The sequence below is a fragment of the Anabaenopsis elenkinii CCIBt3563 genome, assembly GCF_015245355.1.
Taxonomy (GTDB): domain Bacteria; phylum Cyanobacteriota; class Cyanobacteriia; order Cyanobacteriales; family Nostocaceae; genus Anabaenopsis; species Anabaenopsis elenkinii.
On sequence record NZ_CP063311.1, the window covers coordinates 1,811,813 to 1,828,534 of the forward strand.

The window sequence follows — 16,722 nt, forward strand, 5'->3', positions numbered from 1 at the left end:
CTCCGTGATGGTTAATTAGTGCATTAAAGTGACTGTTAGTTAGTTGAGTTATCCCCATATTTGACGAGTGGTAAACAATTTATGTTTCTAGAGGATGTTTGATCAGTCAACTAACTAACTGATAAAAAACTAAAAGCCGATTGCACAAATTGCCTTGTAACACTGCTCAGGGGATACCTCCAGATATCTTTGTAAAGTCCCTAAGTCATTGTGTCCACTAATTTCTTGGATATGACGTAGAGGTATCCCAGCGCTGGACATCTGATTTAGTGCAGTTCTCCGGAAGCTGTGAGTACTGACCCCCTCTAACCCCACTCGTTTAGTAGCTTCACGGAGAATCTTATCAGCGGAGTACCTTGTTAACCTTTCAGTCACCCCACGCTTACCAGGGAACAGAAAGCCAGGCTTGGGAGCATAGTCCTTGAGAAATTCAGCTAATGCGGGTTGAATATTAATAACGCGAGTTTTTAGCTTCCCCAAGGATTTTAGCTTGTCCGTTACCTGCGACTTTCATAAAAAAATGATCATTGACTTTAAAGGATAACAGGTAATATAAAGAGTACCAATTACTGAAATTAGCCGTCCGCCTTTATTAGCTGGCGTTACATAGTCCCCAAAGTATACTATCAGTGATAGAATTGGGTATTGAACAAATGACCATTGAAACCAACTTTTCCAGTTTAGCCGCAATAGAATACATACCTTATATTGATATAAACGGAGAATTGCCTCAAGTATTTTCTGGCAAAATAGGCATATACGCTATTTTTGACCAAGCTAAAGAACTACAATTTGTCGGCTATTCTCGGGATGTTTACTTGAGTCTTAAGCAGCATTTAGTCCGTAAACCAGAACAATGTTATTGGGTAAAAGTGCAAACTATTGCAAGTCCTAAACGGGCAATTTTAGAAGGTATTCAAAATGGTTGGATAGAGGAAAATTCTACCATTCCTTTAGGTAATGCAGATGATCAGGAAAGCTGGACACAGGCTATTAATGTGCTGCAATTAATGACACCAGAGGAAGAAGAAAAATATCATCACCCAACTAATGATGAATTGGCACAAATCAAAGTATTGAAAAATATAGCCCGGCGAGTAGAAGCAGAAATTTTACTAGTGTTGAAAAACCGCGGTTTACAAGAACAATTACGGTTTAATCCCAAATTGAAAGAGCAAGGATTATTAGATTTAAAGTAACTTGATAGCGTTAGAGAATGTTTGGAAAGTCATGATTGGTGTATTAAAGATTCCTTTACACCACCCAGTTACCTCTATTTAAGAGATAACTATATTTTTTCGTTTCCCCCTTTCTCAGGGGGGACTAAGAGGATGTTTGATAAGTCATGATTAGTGTATCAACTATTGTTTCACCCCACCCTAACCCTCCCCTTGTAAGGCTATTCATTACTCACATCTTTCTTAACAATCTTGAAACATTTATGTGGCAATGGTTTCAAGGCTTGAAAATTTACCTAGTCTTGACAAAATGTACCTTATTATTCTTGATAAAACCCTTATTTTATTGAGAATCATCAACGGAGGATTAAGGTTTGGGGGTTTGCGAGCGATCGCTCTCACGAATGTTAAGAAAGATCCGGGTAATGGATAGCCTTGTAAGGGGAGGGGACTGGATTTTATTGTTTCGGAGTGTCCCCCATTCCCTGCTCCGGTGCTCCGGTGCTCCGGTGCTCCCTATTCCCTGTTCCCTGTTCCCTGTTCCCTAATATAAAAATTACCTGTTTAATACTTTCCAAACATCCTCTAAGGAAGGCAAAAATAGGAAGTGGGTGGTTTCTTAGCCAGATTTCTATCCTATCTGATATACATTGGGAAAGAAAGATACCTTGTAAATATTTATGACAATAGCGCTACTAAATAATCGCTATCAAGTTATTCAAGTGTTGGGTGCTGGTGGATTTGGAGAAACTTCCTTAGCTGAAGATACCCATATGCCTTCTCGCCGTCGCTGTGTAATTAAGCAACTCAAACCCATAGTCAATAATCCCTACAATCATAAAATGATTACACAAAGGTTTGAGAGGGAAGCAGCAACTTTAGAAGTCCTGGGGAGGGGTAGCGACCAAATACCAGAACTCTATGCTTACTTTAGTGAGCATGGGGAATTTTACTTGGTGCAAGAATGGATTCAGGGACAAACTTTGATTGACATTGTGGAAACTCAGGGTCCTCAAAGTGAAAGCACTGTGCGGGAAATTCTTTTGAGTTTGCTATCCATACTAATTTATGTTCACAGTCAAGGTATTATTCACCGGGATATCAAGCCAGATAATATTATCCTGCGTTCGACGGATAACAAACCAGTTTTAATTGATTTTGGAGCAGTTAAAGAAACCGTCCGTTCTGTGGCCAGTTCTCCCCATCAAGGGAGTCGTTCCATGGTAATTGGTACCCCCGGATATATGCCGACTGAACAAGCTATAGGACGACCTGTTTACGCCAGTGATATCTATAGTTTAGGGTTGACGGCGGTTTATTTATTGACTGGGAAACACCCATCCGAATTAGCAACACACCCCCAAACTGGGGAAATTCTCTGGGTGGATTTAGCCCCGAATGTCTCGCCACATTTAGCACAGGTAATTAATCAGTCAATTCAGCCCCATGTGAGCGATCGCTATAGCACCGCTAGTAAAATGCTCTATGCTTTAAAATCTGCTAGTGATACCGCCCCACAGTCCTCTATGACTACCGCCACAGTACATGTTAGTCCTAAAAATATAGTATCAACTCAGCAAACCCGGGTGTTATCTTCTTTGCCAACTATTCCTAACAGCAGCTGGCAAAAACCTGTTTTAATTATTGCTAGTTTATTGTTGGGTACCGTCATAGGTGGGGTGGCAATTTCTAGCCTTACTCGTGAACCACAACCTGAAGTATCTCTGACGACATCATCACCACCCCCACCATTTTCCGAACCAAACTCTTTACCTAACAAACCTACTGACACAGCATCTACTCTGCAACCTCCTGTAAAGCCAGTAGTACCTCTACAATCACAGCCCCAAGTAACTCCCAGATTTAAACTCAACCTAGAAACCCTACCAACACCGCCACAGTCAGAAACCCTACCACCACCCCCACCACCAGAAACCCCACCACCAGAAACCCCACAGCCAGAAACCCCACAGCCAGAAACCCCACAGTCAGAAACCTTACCAACACCCCCACAGCCAGAAACCCTACAGCCAGAAACCCCACAGCCAGAAACCCCTCCACCATCCCCACAGCAAAACCAAGATGGGGCTCCTAGCAACAGCAAAATTTCCAGAGTACCAGCATTTCCTACAGGAACTTCTCAAGAGACTGTCAAAGCAGTTTTAGGCCAGCCCAGTAGAAATTCCAGAGGGTTATGGAATACTCGGGCTTTTCTTTATCGCTTAGAAGATAATGTTGATCTAGGTTATTTATTTGACCAAAAAACCGGAGTTTTGCGCCAAACTGAAGCATCTTTTCCCCAATCTATCAACTTAGAAGTAATGCAAAAAACATTACAGGGAATGCTAAATGGTAATGCCAATAGTGATATCAAGCAAGGACTGCAAAAAGTACGCGATCGACAAACTCAGCGATATCCTTTTAAAGTTGGCGAATTAAAAGGTGTAATTGAACGCAACCAGCAGGATAGGATTTACATTGGTGTTTGGGATGCTGATTTGCATTAAAAAAAAAGCCTGCACAAGCAGGCTTTTTCTGAGAGTCCCTAAACTACAAGTTTATTACTTCACAGTTACCTTACCGCCTGCTTCTTCGATGCGCTTCTTAGCATCTTCAGCAGCATCCTTGGCAATGCCTTCTTTGACGGCTTTGGGTGCTGACTCTACCAAGTCTTTGGCTTCTTTGAGACCTAAACCAGTCAGTTCGCGGACGATCTTCAGCACAGCAATCTTCTTGTCAGCTGGAACAGACTCTAGTACCACATCAAACTCAGTTTTCTCTTCTACAGGTTCCGCAGCAGCCGCAGCAGCACCGGGAGCCATCATCATCATTCCCCCAGCAGGAGCAGCAGCACTCACGCCAAAGGCTTCTTCAATTTGCTTAACTAGCTCAGATGCTTCCAGCAAAGTGAGAGTTTTTAATTGTTCGAGAATTTGATCAGTTGTAGCAGACATTGATATAACTCCTGTAATCTAAATAGTGTTTTGCTTCCTAGCCATTGAAAGCAAACTTGGTTTTACATGGCGGATACCAAGTGGTATCAAGGGCGGGAATTTTATTCAGCCGCACTTTCAGGGCTGTCACCTTGCTCTTTTTCAGCCACAGCTTGCAACGCACGAGCCAAAGAACTGGGAACCTCGTTGATACCCACAGCCACTTTGGTAGCCAAAGCGTTGATAGCTCCGGCAATTTGCGCCATAAGTTGCTCCTTAGATGGCAAGTCTCCTAAAGCCTTGACATCTGTTTCCTTGAGCAGGCGACCTTCCATCACCCCACCACGAAGTTCAGTCTTCTTGGTAGCTTTCTGAAAGTCTTGATAAGCCTTAATTGCTGATGAAAAATCTTCTTTTACCAACAAAAAGGCAGAGGAACCCTTGAGCAACTCCCCAAGTGGTTGCCAGTTTTCATCACCCTGAATGGCAATGCCCATTAAGGTATTTTTTGTTACCTTACATACAGTGCCACTCGGACGTAACCGCCGCCGTAAATCGGTAATTTGAGCAACTGTTAAACCCTGGTAATCAATTACCAGTGCCAAAGTTGACTCACTCAAAGTTTCTTTGAGATCAGCTACTATCTCTTTTTTATTTTCTAGCGTTCTACCCATGCTTAGTTTTACCTCCAAGGGCAAAATCATTATGTTCGACTAAGTAAAACTTATTTACATCTACTGACTTCGATTAAATTGAGTTTTACTTCCTGCTGGTTTTTATTTAAAACTCAAGGTGCAGGCGTGAATTCGAGAGCAGCCAATTCAAAAATGTTAATGCCATTTCTTTGTGCGCCGAATTTCTTTGTTTTTTTTGTGGCTTGGTATTTTTTCCTTCTACTATCAGCCAGTCAAAACAATTAACCCCAGCTATGTTAGCCGGGGTCGGAGGGGAAAACTCTTAATACCCCAGTATTTACACGTTAATTGGTAAAACATGGTAGTAATTAGAGCTTTAACCTCGGCAGGACATTTCAGCCCATGGCGCCTGCTGTCTTCGGCTTGGCTTTATTTAGTTTTGGGAAGAGTACAGTGCTGACTCAGGTGGAGAAATAGATGATTTCAACCATCTTTTCTTCTTTCTAGTCTCTAATACCCTTTAAGCTACTTCAGCGACTTTTAAATCCCGTAGAGCATTGATATCGACTTTAATTGATGGCCCCATGGTGGAAGCTACATAAATTGTCCGCCAATAACGACCTTTAGCTCCCGAAGGACGGTTACGGTCAATAGTCTCTTGCAACGCCTTTAAGTTTACCAACAAATCTTCAGGCGAGAAAGACACCTTACCAAACATAACATGGACGATACCAGTCCGATCCGCTCGGAATTCTAATTTACCCGCTTTGAATTCAGCGATCGCACTTGCTAAGTCAAATGTTACCGTTCCACCCTTAGGAGAGGGCATCAAACCACGTGGACCAAGTAACTTACCCAGTTTTGCCACCTGTGGCATCACATCTGGAGTAGCGATTAGTTTATCGAAATCCATCATACCCTGTTGAATTTCGTTAATCAGCTCATCAGAGCCAACAATATCCGCACCAGCACTACTAGCCTCAGCGACCTTTTCACCTCTAGTAATTACAGCCACCCGCACAGTTTGCCCAGTACCTTTGGGCAGAGTTACCGTAGTCCGCAACTGTTGGTCTGTGTACTTAGGGTCAATTCCCAGGCGGATATGTGCTTCAGCCGCTTCAGGAAACTTAGCCGTTGCCGTTTCTTTGAGCAGAGTTAAAGCCTCTAAAGGCCCATACTCCCTATCTTCTACTTTTTGTAGCAACGCCTGCATCCGGCGTGATATTTTTTTTCCCATTTTCATCTCCTGGGGTCATTTACGAGAATATATCTCTCCCCCGTAATTGTTTTTTTATTTATTCGGCGTTATTCGGCGATAGTTACGCCCATATTCCTAGCAGTACCTGCCACAATCTTCATCGCCGCTTCTATATCATTGGCGTTGAGATCGGGCAATTTCGTTTGCGCAATTTCTTGCAGTTGAGCCTTTGTAATTGACCCAACTTTCTTTTTGTTGGGTTCATTAGAGCCTCTTTCAATTTTCGCTGCCTTGCGAATCAGTACTGATGCTGGTGGTGTTTTGAGTACAAATGTAAAACTCCGGTCTTCATAAACCGAAATTTCTACAGGAATTACCATTCCAGCCTGGTCTGCTGTTTTGGCGTTGTACTCTTTGCAGAACATCATAATGTTCACACCATGTTGACCCAATGCTGGGCCAACTGGTGGTGCTGGGTTGGCTTTTCCAGCATTCAGGGCCAGTTTAATGACCGCTACTACTTTCTTCGCCATTTGTGTTAGCTCTGTTTTTCTACCTGATTAAATTCCAATTCTACCGGTGTATCTCGCCCAAAAATCGAGAGTAAGGCTTTTAATTTGCTCCGCTCTGGACTGACTTCAATCACCTCACCTTCAAAGTCTTTAAAAGGACCTGAAAGCACAACTATCTTATCACCAGCAGCCATGTCAATTTTGACAATCGGTTCCTGTTCACTAGTTTGTTTGAAGATCCGTTCTACTTCAGATGGACCTAAAGGTACTGGTTTAACGTGACCACGGCTTCTACCACCGCCACGCTTTTGTTCTGCTCCCACGAAATTAATTACATGAGAAGTGTTTCGTACCACCTGCCAAGTGTCATCCTCCATTATCATTCGCACTAGCACATAACCAGGAAAAACTTTTTCCTCTGTTTGCTGACGACTACCGTCCTTGCGGATTTTTACCGCTGGCGTTTGGGGAATTTCCACTTGGATAATTTTGTCAGATACATCAAAAGTTTGGATACGTTGCTCCAAATTTGTCTTGACGCGTTTTTCACAGCCTGAGGCCACTTGTACTGCATACCAACGTGCTTCTTTAAGCGCCGTTTCTGCTGTTTCCTCAGAATGCAACGCCGAGTTATGTGGTTCGTCTGTTGCAGAAGTCATCAGAATACCTGTTGTGCTACCCAACCAAACAATCCATCGACCAAGTATATCAAAGATGCAGATAGTGTCACCATTAATAGCACACCTGCTGATTCGCTCACTAGTTGCTTTCTACTTGGCCAAACCACTTTTTCCAGTTCTTCCTTCGTCCCCTGAAAGAAGTTGGCTACACTGAAGCCATTGGTGTTTCCTGGCATTTCTGCCTCATTTTTTTTGGCCACTGTCACTTTACCCCCGTTTTATCAATATAACGTATATCCTGCTGATTCTTATTCCATCTTACTGGCAGCAAAAAAGCTCTAAATAGAAAATAATTACACCCGAAACAACCAGCTATATCTGCCATTTTAGCAGTCTTGCTGTTCTTCCGGGCTGTGTTTTTTTTGCTTTCAAGCGCGCCCTGGAGGACTTGAACCCCCGACATCAGGTTTTGGAGACCTGCGTTCTACCAACTGAACTAAGAGCGCACAAAGTGGCTTGGATTCAGTCATTGCACTGAACCTTTTTCAGTATAGCGCATTTTCTCCATTATGTCACCTTTTTTTTTATCGGGGAAATTAGCGGCAAATGCCGCTTGATTGTGGAATTTTCTGCCATACTTGAGCCGAAATCTACAAGGCACGGTCAAACCGTTGTTTGATCCGGGTTGCTTTACCTACACGCTGACGTAAGTAATAAAGTTTAGCACGGCGAACTTTACCGCGACGGATGACTTTAATGTTGTCGATGCGGGGAGAGTGTAACAGAAATACCCGCTCTACACCAATGCCTTGAAACACGCGGCGGACTGTAATAGTTTCGTTAATACCGCCATTGCGTTTAGCAATGACTACGCCTTCGTAGGGTTGTACGCGAAACTTTTGTCCTTCCTTAATCTTCACACCCACTTTTACAGTATCGCCAACATAAATCATGGGCAGATTTGATTTCATTTGTTCCGCCTCAATGGAGCGGATAATCTCTTGAGCGTTCATAATGTTGCTGCTTTAAAAACTCACAATCAATAATCATAAAGCGATCATCGTCTTTGAGTCTACTTATTCGCAGTAAAATCTTGATCAATTCACGATCAGAACTTTTTCTTCCATCCACCCACATGGATAAAAATCGGCTTTTTGCGCCGCCAATTGCATAAATCTCCGGCAATACTGTAAAAACAAGGAATTATCAACAGTGTGAGTAATGTAGCCAAAGACAAACCGGAAAACACTACCACACCCAAGGGTTGAAGAAATTCTGAACCTTCACCGATTCCCAAGGCCAAGGGAAATATCCCTAAAACCGTAGTCACAGTAGTCATTAATATTGGACGTAAGCGTTGAGGAGCAGCTTGTAAAATTGCTGTTTTCCTGTCAACTTTATCTCGTTGGCGAATTTGATTCGCTAGTTCTACCATGATGATGGCATTGTTAACAACAATACCTACCAATAATACCGCCCCGACTATAACAGTGGCACCAATAGCCGTATTGGTAATGTAAAGACCAAAAATACCCCCGGACAAAGCCAGGGGAATTGTTAACATAATTACTAAGGGGTCAATGAGTGAATTGTATTGCACTGCCATGACCACAAACACAAGAAAACTAGCTAACCCCCCTAATAGTCGCAGGGAATTCTGTAGTTGCTGATTGGATGCAGCGGTGGAACTGGGTAAAATGCTCACACCTGAAGGTAAACTGATATCATCCAATATGCTATCAACCTGGGCAAAAGCATCGCTGAGATTAGCTCCCTCGGTCAAATTACCGGGTATTATCACTACCTGACGCTGATTGATTCGCTGAATCTCCCCAGGAGCTTGGGCTTTAGTAATTGTAGCTATATCTATCAGTCGCACCTGACGGTTATTGTTCACGAACAATGGTAATCTTTCCAATTGGGAAACCTCTCGGATGGATGCTTCATTTAACTGCACCCTGACATCTACTAAACGGTTATTACGTTGCAGTCGGGTAGGTACACTACCAGATATAGCCGTCTGAATTGTATCACCGATATTTCTAGTACTTAAGCCCAAATTTGCAACTCTCTCCCAATCAGGAAGAATTTGCAGTTCTGGTTGACGGTCATCAGTTTCGGAACGAAATCTTACTAAGGTAGCTTGCTGCTCCAAAGCAGTTAGTACCTCTCTAGCAGCCTGTTCGAGCTTCTGTGTATCATTACCCTGGAGGATAACGTCAACATCTGCACCACGTGCTGGAGAATTACTCAGAATTAAGCCCCGTACTTGGCCTGGAAAAAGCCGCAGGCGAATTCCTACTAAATTAAGCTGGTTAAATTTTTGGGTAACTCGTTCTATGTAGGCTTGAGTATTACTCCCGGGTTTTAGGGTAATAGTGCTAGAACCTCGGAGGGGATTAGCATTGACATTTGTGCCAAATAGTGAGCCCCCAGCGGTGGAGAAGACATATTCAGTTTCCGGTTGATCGAGGAGAATCTCATCAACTATACCCATAACCTTGCGGTTGGTTTCCAGAGTTGTACCGGGTGGGAACTGAGCATTTAATCTCACTTGTCCCGTACTAATGCGCGGGAGGATTTCTTGGGGAATTTGCGGCGCCATCCACAAACTGCCACCGCCACAAACTACAATGGCGATCGCAACCGTTAAGAATCGCCAGCGTAACACTTGAGATAAAAATCGCCCATATGCATTTGTAGCTGCATAAAAGCTGCGGTTAAATACTTGTAGTAACCAAAACCTACTCAAACCACTGGAAAATTGCCATGCCAAAGTCCGTGAAGTGAGCATAGGTATAATAGTTAACGCAATCACAATAGAAGCCGCCACAGAAAAGGTAATAGTGAGAATTAACTCATTGAACAGTAGTGATATAAAGCCACCAATGAGCAAAAACGGGATCACCGCCACTAAGTTTGTACTGGTAGAAGCAATTAAGGCCGACTCCACTTCCTGACCACTGCGTTCGGCTTGTTGAATCAGTTCCTGAGAATTCAGGTGAGTTTTGCTATCCTTCCCAGGAGTCATACCCGCACCCTGAGCGATATTCTCCAACATGACAATGGAGTTATCCACTACAATACCCACCCCCAAAGCTAAACCACCCAAACTAAAGACGTTCAGGGATAAGCCAAATATTCCCATTAAGATCATGGCGGCCAAACTAGCTAAAGGAATAGCCAGAACAATAATCACAGTTTGTCGCAGGGAACCCAGAAATAGTAACACTGTAACAGCAGCTAGCACCGTACCCACCAAACCAGCGGTAAGGACATTAGAAATGGAATTGCGGATAAACTTTGACTCATCCAAAGTAGGTGTAAGTATTGTCCCTTCGGGAAATACACCGGATGCTTGGAGTTGTTTTAACCGGTTTTTGACAGCATCAACAACATTAACGGTGTTAGCATCTGGTTGTTTTTGAATGCTGAGTTTAACAGCTGGTTCCCCATTCAGTAAAACGTAGATGCGCTGCTGTTGAGAACCATCAATAACTTGAGCAAAATCTCGTAAATAAACGCGACGATCAGATAATGGCGTCTGGCTGTTATCATCTGCTGTGGAACGTACTTCAAAAGCTAAATTTCTAATTTCATCAGCATTTTGAAAGCGCCCCACAGTCCGAGTCAATGGCTCAGAATTAGCCCCCAAAAGCCGACCCCCAGCAATATCTTGATTACGGTTTCTCAGTTCATCCAAAACATTTGTCAAACCTACACCCAAAGCTTGTAAACGGACTAAATCCAGATTCACTCTGACTTCCTCTTTCACTCCTCCGGATACATCTACCCCTGCGACTCCGGGGATAACACCAAGCTCACGTGCTAGTTCTTCCTCAGCAAAAACCCGCAATTCTAGTCCTTGTAGGGAGGGTGAGGTTAATGCAAATTCATAAACTGGTAACTGGGAGGGATCGAACTTGAATAAACGCGGTGTTTCAATGGTGTCTGGTAATCTCCCTCTAGCTCTATTAAAAGAGGCTACAGCATCGTTTAGGGCTTGATCAATATTTCCCCCTGGTTGAAAATACAGATCTAAACTTACCCTTCCTTCGCGAGTTTCAGAAAAAACCTGTATTACACCTTCGGTAGCGGAAAAAGCTGATTCTAAAGGTCTGGTGATTTCATCAACTGCGACCTCTGGAGAAATTCCCGGTGCTTCTATTCTCACCCCAATTCGGGGATAGGTAATGGATGGTAATAAATCTACTGGAAGCTGAGTAATAAAAAAAGTTCCTAACACTAATACAGCTAGAGCTAACATCAGTGTAGCAATGTGTCTCCGGATGGAAATTGTACTGATACTAAATCCGCCATCTTTATGAATTTCTCCCATCTATTACTGTTCTCCAATTCAATTAAAGAAGCTTCATCAATTTATATCTATGTATTTATTATTTCCTACTTTTTCTAACCATCTCTCACTGGGCTGTTTCTGACAGGGCTGAAATGACTACAGATTCACCATCTTTTAAAGGCCGAGCGGCACGATCAACATAGGGTTCACCTGGTTGTAAGCCCGATACAATTTCTACTTTATCATCAGCTTTGTTACCCAAAGTCACCGCACGGGCTGTCACCCGGGTTTTACCTTCTGTTTGTGTAATTACAAATACTTGACCGTTGGAACTCTCTGACTCTTTTTGAATAGCTGATTTCGATACCACTACTCGCTGTGATGACTGGGGTTCAAATTTGACTCTTGCTAAGAGTCCACTACCAATTTTATTGTCGTTATTGGGAATCACTACCTCTACTGGTATCAAGCGAGCTGTTGTATCAGCCACTGGTGAGATGCGTGTGACTCTACCTATGAGGGTGACATTGGGGAAAGCATCTAAGGTGACTTGTGCTGATTGTCCTACTTCAATTTGTGACAGTTCTAATTCCGACACTTGAACTACAACTTTTACACGGCTAAAGTCAGCTATTTGTAAAACTTCATTACCCGGTTGGAGGAGATTACCGGGTTCTGTGACTCTTTGTGTAATTACACCAGTGATGGGGGATACTAAACGAGAGTAGGATTTACGCTCCTGAAATTGAGCAACTACGGCTTGTTGCGCAGTTACTCTACCTTGGGCTGTGGTGACAGCTTGCTGTTCTGTACGCACCCGCTCTTGCGATGCTCTTAATAACTGCGCGGCGCTCAGAGCTTTGGTGCGTGCTTGTTCCGCAGTTTGTTTGGATATCGCCCCCGCTTCAAAGAGTTCCTGTTGTCTTTGGGAGTCAGCCTCAGCTTGTGATAATTCTAACTGCATTCTTGCAACTTCGGCACGGGCATTACTTACTTGAGTTTCTGCCTTGGTTACTTCTGATTTCAGGGTTGCTAGTTCGGCTTCTGCTTGTCTTAAGGCTATTAATAACAACGCATCATCTAATAATCCCACCTTGGCACCCTTTTGTACTCGATCGCCTACATCTAAGTTCAAAGCCAATAATCTTCCTTCTACTTGCGATCGCAGTGATACTGTTTGAAATGGTGTGGTATTCCCTGTATATTTGGGTTGAACCCTTAAGGAGTCCGTACGGGCGATCGCTACATCTACAGGTGTAGGATTGTTACTCCTTTGTCTCTCACGACCTTGTTGAGATGTCGCCTGAGCAGATTCTTTCGCTACCTCCCCACAACTAACGGTCAATAATCCCACACTTAGTATTAATGCAGCCCAGAGGGGAGCAGGAAGAGAAAGTACGGAGCCGTTATAGGTGGGTTTAAAACAAATTTTTACCGCCAAAATCATGATATTTGCTCAATAAAGACAGTTTTTTTGTGGAAAGTGACTGTATATTTCTACCAACTCATGCACATTTACACGAATCTATCGGGCGACTCTGACAGCTTGTTTAGTTTTATTTTTGACTTATGGCTTAAGCCAAGATCACACTATCGCAGTTAATAAAATATTTACCATTATCTTGCCAGTCCAAACGTAAATATTTTTTCTTGGACTTGGTAATCTGATATTTACAGTATAGAGTTTTACTGAATTTATAGTCAGTCTTTCGGTGGTTTTCCATCTCAAATCGCCATTTTTCGCTGACGCCAAAGCTGATCAAGTGCAAAATAGACGGTTTCCAGTCGGATGGGAAGTGGCGGTAACTGCTAAGACAGACAACGCCACTAAGATCCTGACTCTAATAATGACTTCCGGTTTTACGTTGATGTACAGCTGTTACACCATCTTTACTTAACACCTTACCATTATCTACCGTGGCATAAACCAGCCAATGGTCACCTGATTCCAAGCGACTTTGTACGGAGCATTCCAAATATGCTAAAGACTCAGTGAGAACAGGGGAACCATTTTCGGACTGTTCAGCTGCAACATCAGCAAATCGGTCTTGTCCGGGAGCAAAAGGTTTGAGAAAGTGTTTCATCAAACCTATATGCTTACCTTCTTCGAGGATATTGAGGACAAACTTATTACCTGAGTGCATCAAGGTTTCTAAAGCCCGGTCTTTAGCCAGAGCGACAGTTAAACCTGGAGGATTAAAACTAGCTTGAGAAACCCAGGAAGCTAACATGGCGCTAGATATATCACCTTCCTTGGCTGTCACAATACAAAGAGAACCAACAATCCTACCAACCGCTTGCTCTATATTTGTGGCTGGTTGGGTAGGAACACGTACCTTTTTAGCCTTCTTCAGTCCTTGAGCAAAGTCAGTACCAGCCTGTTCACATAATTGTAAGGTAGTATCATCCGGTTTAAACTTCACCCGGATAGTATCAAAACCAAACCGAAATCCAGCGTCTTTGAGTTTATTTTCAATTAAATCAACTGCTTCACCACTCCAGCCAAAGGAACCAAAAACCCCCGAGAGTTTATCATTAGTAGCTGTGGAAAGGACAATTCCTAAAGCTGTTTGCACCGGAGTAGGTGCGTGACCGCCAAGAGTAGGTGAACCGATGACAAAACCAGCAGACTTTTCCACGGCCGCCCGGATTTCTTCTGGTTCTGTAAATTCACAGTTAATCGATTCTACCCCCACCCCAGCCTTAGTGATACCACGAGCGATGGCTTGTGCCAAGGTGGTGGTATTTCCGTAGGCAGAAGCATAAATTAGTGCTACTGTCAAGTCTGCTGAGGCTTGTTGTTTTAGCCATTGGCGATAGGCTTTAGTCAGTTCGATGAAGCCATAACGGACTATGGGGCCATGGCCAGGAGCATACATTCTGATGGATAAATCGGCAAGTTTATCTAATGCTGTTTCCACTTGACGGGGGTGGGGAGCCATTAGACAATCAAAATAATAGCGTCGGTCTTCGTTGATTGTTTCCCAGCCCTCATCAAATACCTGATCGCCACAAATATGAGACCCAAATAGCTTATCTGAGTATAGGATTTCTGTTTGTGGGTCGTAGGTGCAAAGCTGATCTGCATAACGTGGGTTAGGGGTGGGAATGAATTGTAAATCATGACCTTGGCCCAAGTTTAGGGTTTCATCCCCCCGCATAACTTTAACTGGTACATCTTGATTGTCTAAAGTACCGCGTAAATTTTTAGCCCCGGGATTAGAACAAATAAAGGTGATCTGGGGTGCCACTGCCCATAAAGCTTTGAGAGTGGCGGCGCGATTAGGATTGACATGACCGAGGATGACATAATCAATGGTTGTTAAATCAATCCGTTGCTGCAATGCGTCTAAGTAAATTTGCGTAAATGTTTCCCCCGGAGGGTCAATGACAGCAGTTTTTTGCCCCTGAATTATATAAGAATTGGCAGTGGTTCCTTTGGCAAGAGCATATTCAATTTCAAATCTCAGTCTTGACCAACTGCGCGATCGCAGTATTGTGGTATCTGTCCCAATGGGAAGGACTTGAACATTACGGGGTTTGTCCACAGAGGAAGTCATAGTTTTAAAACTCATTTTTAACAGGTCAACAGTGATCAATCATCGTTTTAGTAATGGTTACCGACTTTACGATGATGAACAGCTGTTAATGCTTCTGGTTTGGATACTCTTCCTTCGTAGGTGTGGCTATATACTACCCAGTGGTCGCCGCAGTCCATCCTACTGACAACTTCACACTCCATGTAGGCTAAAGCCTCCGTGAGGATGGGTGCGCCGTTTTGGGCTGGCTGGGTTCTCACCCCTGCAAAGCGGTCAGCACCGGGGGCGAAGCGTTTTAAGAAGTGTCTCATGAGTTTTTGGTAATTACCTTCCTCTAAGACATTGAGAACAAAGCGATCGCCTACTTGCATGAGTGATTCAATCGCCCGGTCTTTAGCCACTGCAATGGACAATCCCAGGGGTTGGAAGCTGGCTTGAGCAACCCAGGAAGCTAACATGGCGCTGGATATGTCACCTTTTTTGGCGGTAATTATATATAGTCCGCCACTGATTCTACCTAGTGCTTTATCTAGATCTGTATCCAGGGATTTCATCACCTTGATACTGCGATCGCGTGTTACCCACTGTCCCAAGTCTGTACCCGCCTCCTCGCACAGTTGGTAAGTATTTTCTGTCGGGGTTTCCTTAATGCGAATTGCGGGAAAAACTGATGTAAGTCCTAAGTTACGGAACTTATTCAACAGCGGATCTATGGGTTCATCATCTCCGCCGCCAGTTTCAAATATACCGATAGCTTGTTTTGCTTTGGCAGACCCTAAAATGGTGCTGAGTGCTGTTTGGATATTCCCATTACTCACCGCCGGAGGTGTTCCCACTACTATTCCTGCACACCGACCGACTAATTCCCGCAGTTCCTGTGAGTCTACTCCTGAGCCTAAATCTACAATTTCTAGCGCCACATCGGTTTTACTAATACCTTTGGCAATGGCTTGGGCTAGGCGATCGCCGTAACCGTATTCAGAAACGTAAAATATCCCTACTGTGGTTTCCGCCTTGCTTTGGTTTTGGCTCCAAGTGCGGTACCGTCCTATGAGTTCGGATACATTGTGAGATAACAACGGCCCGTGACCAGTTGCGATCATCTCAATGGTTTTTAGTTCCGCCATCCGCTTGAGGGCAGATAGGACTGAACGCGCATTAGGTCCCATTAAGCACTCGTAGTAATATTTAAAATCTGCCTCAATGGCTGCTAAATCCTCATCAAAGGTGCTATCTGAGCAATAATGCAGCCCAAAAGCATCACAAGTGTAGAGAATTTTGGTTTTGTGATCGAAGCTGAATATAGTATCTGGCCAATGCAAATTGGGGGCGATGACAAATTCTAATTCATGACCATTACCTAAATCTAAGCGGTCACCATTTTTGACTACTTGGCGTTTAAACGGCTGATGTACTAAATTTTCTAGAAACTGGATTGCTACCTTAGAAGCCACAACTGTGATTTCTGGGGCCATTTGCAACAAATCTTTGACTAAGCCGCTATGGTCTGGTTCCGTGTGACTGACAATTAGATAATCAATTTCTGTGGGATTGATTAATCCTGTAAGTACATCAAAATATAACTGGCGAAACTTTTGGTGGGAAGTGTCAACTAAGGCAGTCTGCTGACCACGAATCAGAAACGAGTTATAGGTAGTACCGTTTTGCAGACCAAACTCAATATCGAAGCGATCGCGGTCCCAGTCTAAAGAGCGGATTGCCATGGTTTCTTGAGCAATTGGCACAGTTTCTATGGTGAGCCGTTTTTGAGTTGTTGATACCATAGTTGTCCTCCTTGACGCAATGA

The 16,722-nt window shown here is 43.5% G+C and carries 14 protein-coding genes, 1 tRNA gene and 1 other annotated feature; of the genes, 2 read left to right on the top strand and 13 right to left on the bottom strand.

What is annotated here, in order from left to right:
- Nucleotides 1-129: 129 nt before the first annotated feature.
- Nucleotides 130-480 (bottom strand): tyrosine-type recombinase/integrase, encoded by a 351-nt coding sequence (locus tag IM676_RS08030; protein WP_200989701.1) that lies wholly within the window; start codon nt 478-480, stop codon nt 130-132.
- Nucleotides 481-653: 173 nt separating this feature from the next.
- On the opposite strand from IM676_RS08030, the gene IM676_RS08035 reads away from it, so the two are divergent.
- Complete coding sequence (locus IM676_RS08035) at nt 654-1,199, top strand: GIY-YIG nuclease family protein (RefSeq protein WP_200989702.1); 546 nt, start codon at nt 654-656, stop codon at nt 1,197-1,199.
- Nucleotides 1,200-1,858: 659 nt separating this feature from the next.
- Nucleotides 1,859-3,685, top strand: coding sequence for a serine/threonine-protein kinase (locus IM676_RS08040; RefSeq protein WP_200989703.1), 1,827 nt, complete (start codon nt 1,859-1,861; stop codon nt 3,683-3,685).
- A 54-nt stretch (nt 3,686-3,739) separates the two neighbouring features.
- Here the strand turns inward: IM676_RS08040 and rplL are convergent, their stop codons facing one another.
- From rplL to IM676_RS08100, 12 genes are all read right to left on the bottom strand, one after another.
- A complete protein-coding gene (gene rplL, locus IM676_RS08045; protein WP_200989704.1) occupies nt 3,740-4,132 on the bottom strand; it encodes a 50S ribosomal protein L7/L12 in 393 nt (130 codons plus the stop codon).
- A gap of 101 nt (nt 4,133-4,233) precedes the next feature.
- The gene (gene rplJ, locus IM676_RS08050; RefSeq protein ID WP_200989705.1) at nt 4,234-4,785 is read right to left on the bottom strand and encodes a 50S ribosomal protein L10; all 552 of its coding nucleotides are present in this window, start codon (nt 4,783-4,785) and stop codon (nt 4,234-4,236) included.
- Between the two features lie 231 nt (nt 4,786-5,016).
- Nucleotides 5,017-5,186: a sequence feature (ribosomal protein L10 leader region), on the bottom strand.
- A gap of 80 nt (nt 5,187-5,266) precedes the next feature.
- Nucleotides 5,267-5,983 carry a 50S ribosomal protein L1 gene (gene rplA, locus IM676_RS08055; RefSeq protein WP_200989706.1) on the bottom strand — a complete coding sequence of 239 codons (717 nt, stop codon included), beginning with the start codon at nt 5,981-5,983 and terminating at the stop codon, nt 5,267-5,269.
- A 68-nt stretch (nt 5,984-6,051) separates the two neighbouring features.
- On the bottom strand, nt 6,052-6,477 hold the full coding sequence (gene rplK, locus IM676_RS08060) for a 50S ribosomal protein L11 (RefSeq protein WP_200989707.1): 426 nt from the start codon (nt 6,475-6,477) through the stop codon (nt 6,052-6,054).
- 5 nt (nt 6,478-6,482) lie between these two features.
- Complete coding sequence (gene nusG, locus IM676_RS08065) at nt 6,483-7,115, bottom strand: transcription termination/antitermination protein NusG (protein WP_200989708.1); 633 nt, start codon at nt 7,113-7,115, stop codon at nt 6,483-6,485.
- Complete coding sequence (secE, locus tag IM676_RS08070; protein WP_200989709.1) at nt 7,115-7,336, bottom strand: preprotein translocase subunit SecE; 222 nt, start codon at nt 7,334-7,336, stop codon at nt 7,115-7,117. Before secE ends, nusG begins: the two co-directional genes overlap by 1 nt.
- Before the next feature lie 173 nt (nt 7,337-7,509).
- Nucleotides 7,510-7,582, bottom strand: a tRNA-Trp gene (locus IM676_RS08075).
- A 144-nt stretch (nt 7,583-7,726) separates the two neighbouring features.
- Complete coding sequence (gene rplS, locus IM676_RS08080) at nt 7,727-8,089, bottom strand: 50S ribosomal protein L19 (RefSeq protein WP_200989710.1); 363 nt, start codon at nt 8,087-8,089, stop codon at nt 7,727-7,729.
- A 95-nt stretch (nt 8,090-8,184) separates the two neighbouring features.
- A complete protein-coding gene (locus tag IM676_RS08085; RefSeq protein ID WP_200989711.1) occupies nt 8,185-11,415 on the bottom strand; it encodes an efflux RND transporter permease subunit in 3,231 nt (1,076 codons plus the stop codon).
- Between the two features lie 85 nt (nt 11,416-11,500).
- On the bottom strand, nt 11,501-12,823 hold the full coding sequence (locus tag IM676_RS08090) for an efflux RND transporter periplasmic adaptor subunit (protein ID WP_200989712.1): 1,323 nt from the start codon (nt 12,821-12,823) through the stop codon (nt 11,501-11,503).
- 394 nt (nt 12,824-13,217) lie between these two features.
- Entirely contained in the window at nt 13,218-14,936 is a 1,719-nt protein-coding gene (locus tag IM676_RS08095) for a diflavin flavoprotein (protein ID WP_200989713.1), read from the bottom strand.
- A gap of 47 nt (nt 14,937-14,983) precedes the next feature.
- On the bottom strand, nt 14,984-16,699 hold the full coding sequence (locus tag IM676_RS08100; RefSeq protein ID WP_200989714.1) for a diflavin flavoprotein: 1,716 nt from the start codon (nt 16,697-16,699) through the stop codon (nt 14,984-14,986).
- Between the last annotated feature and the right edge of the window lie 23 nt (nt 16,700-16,722).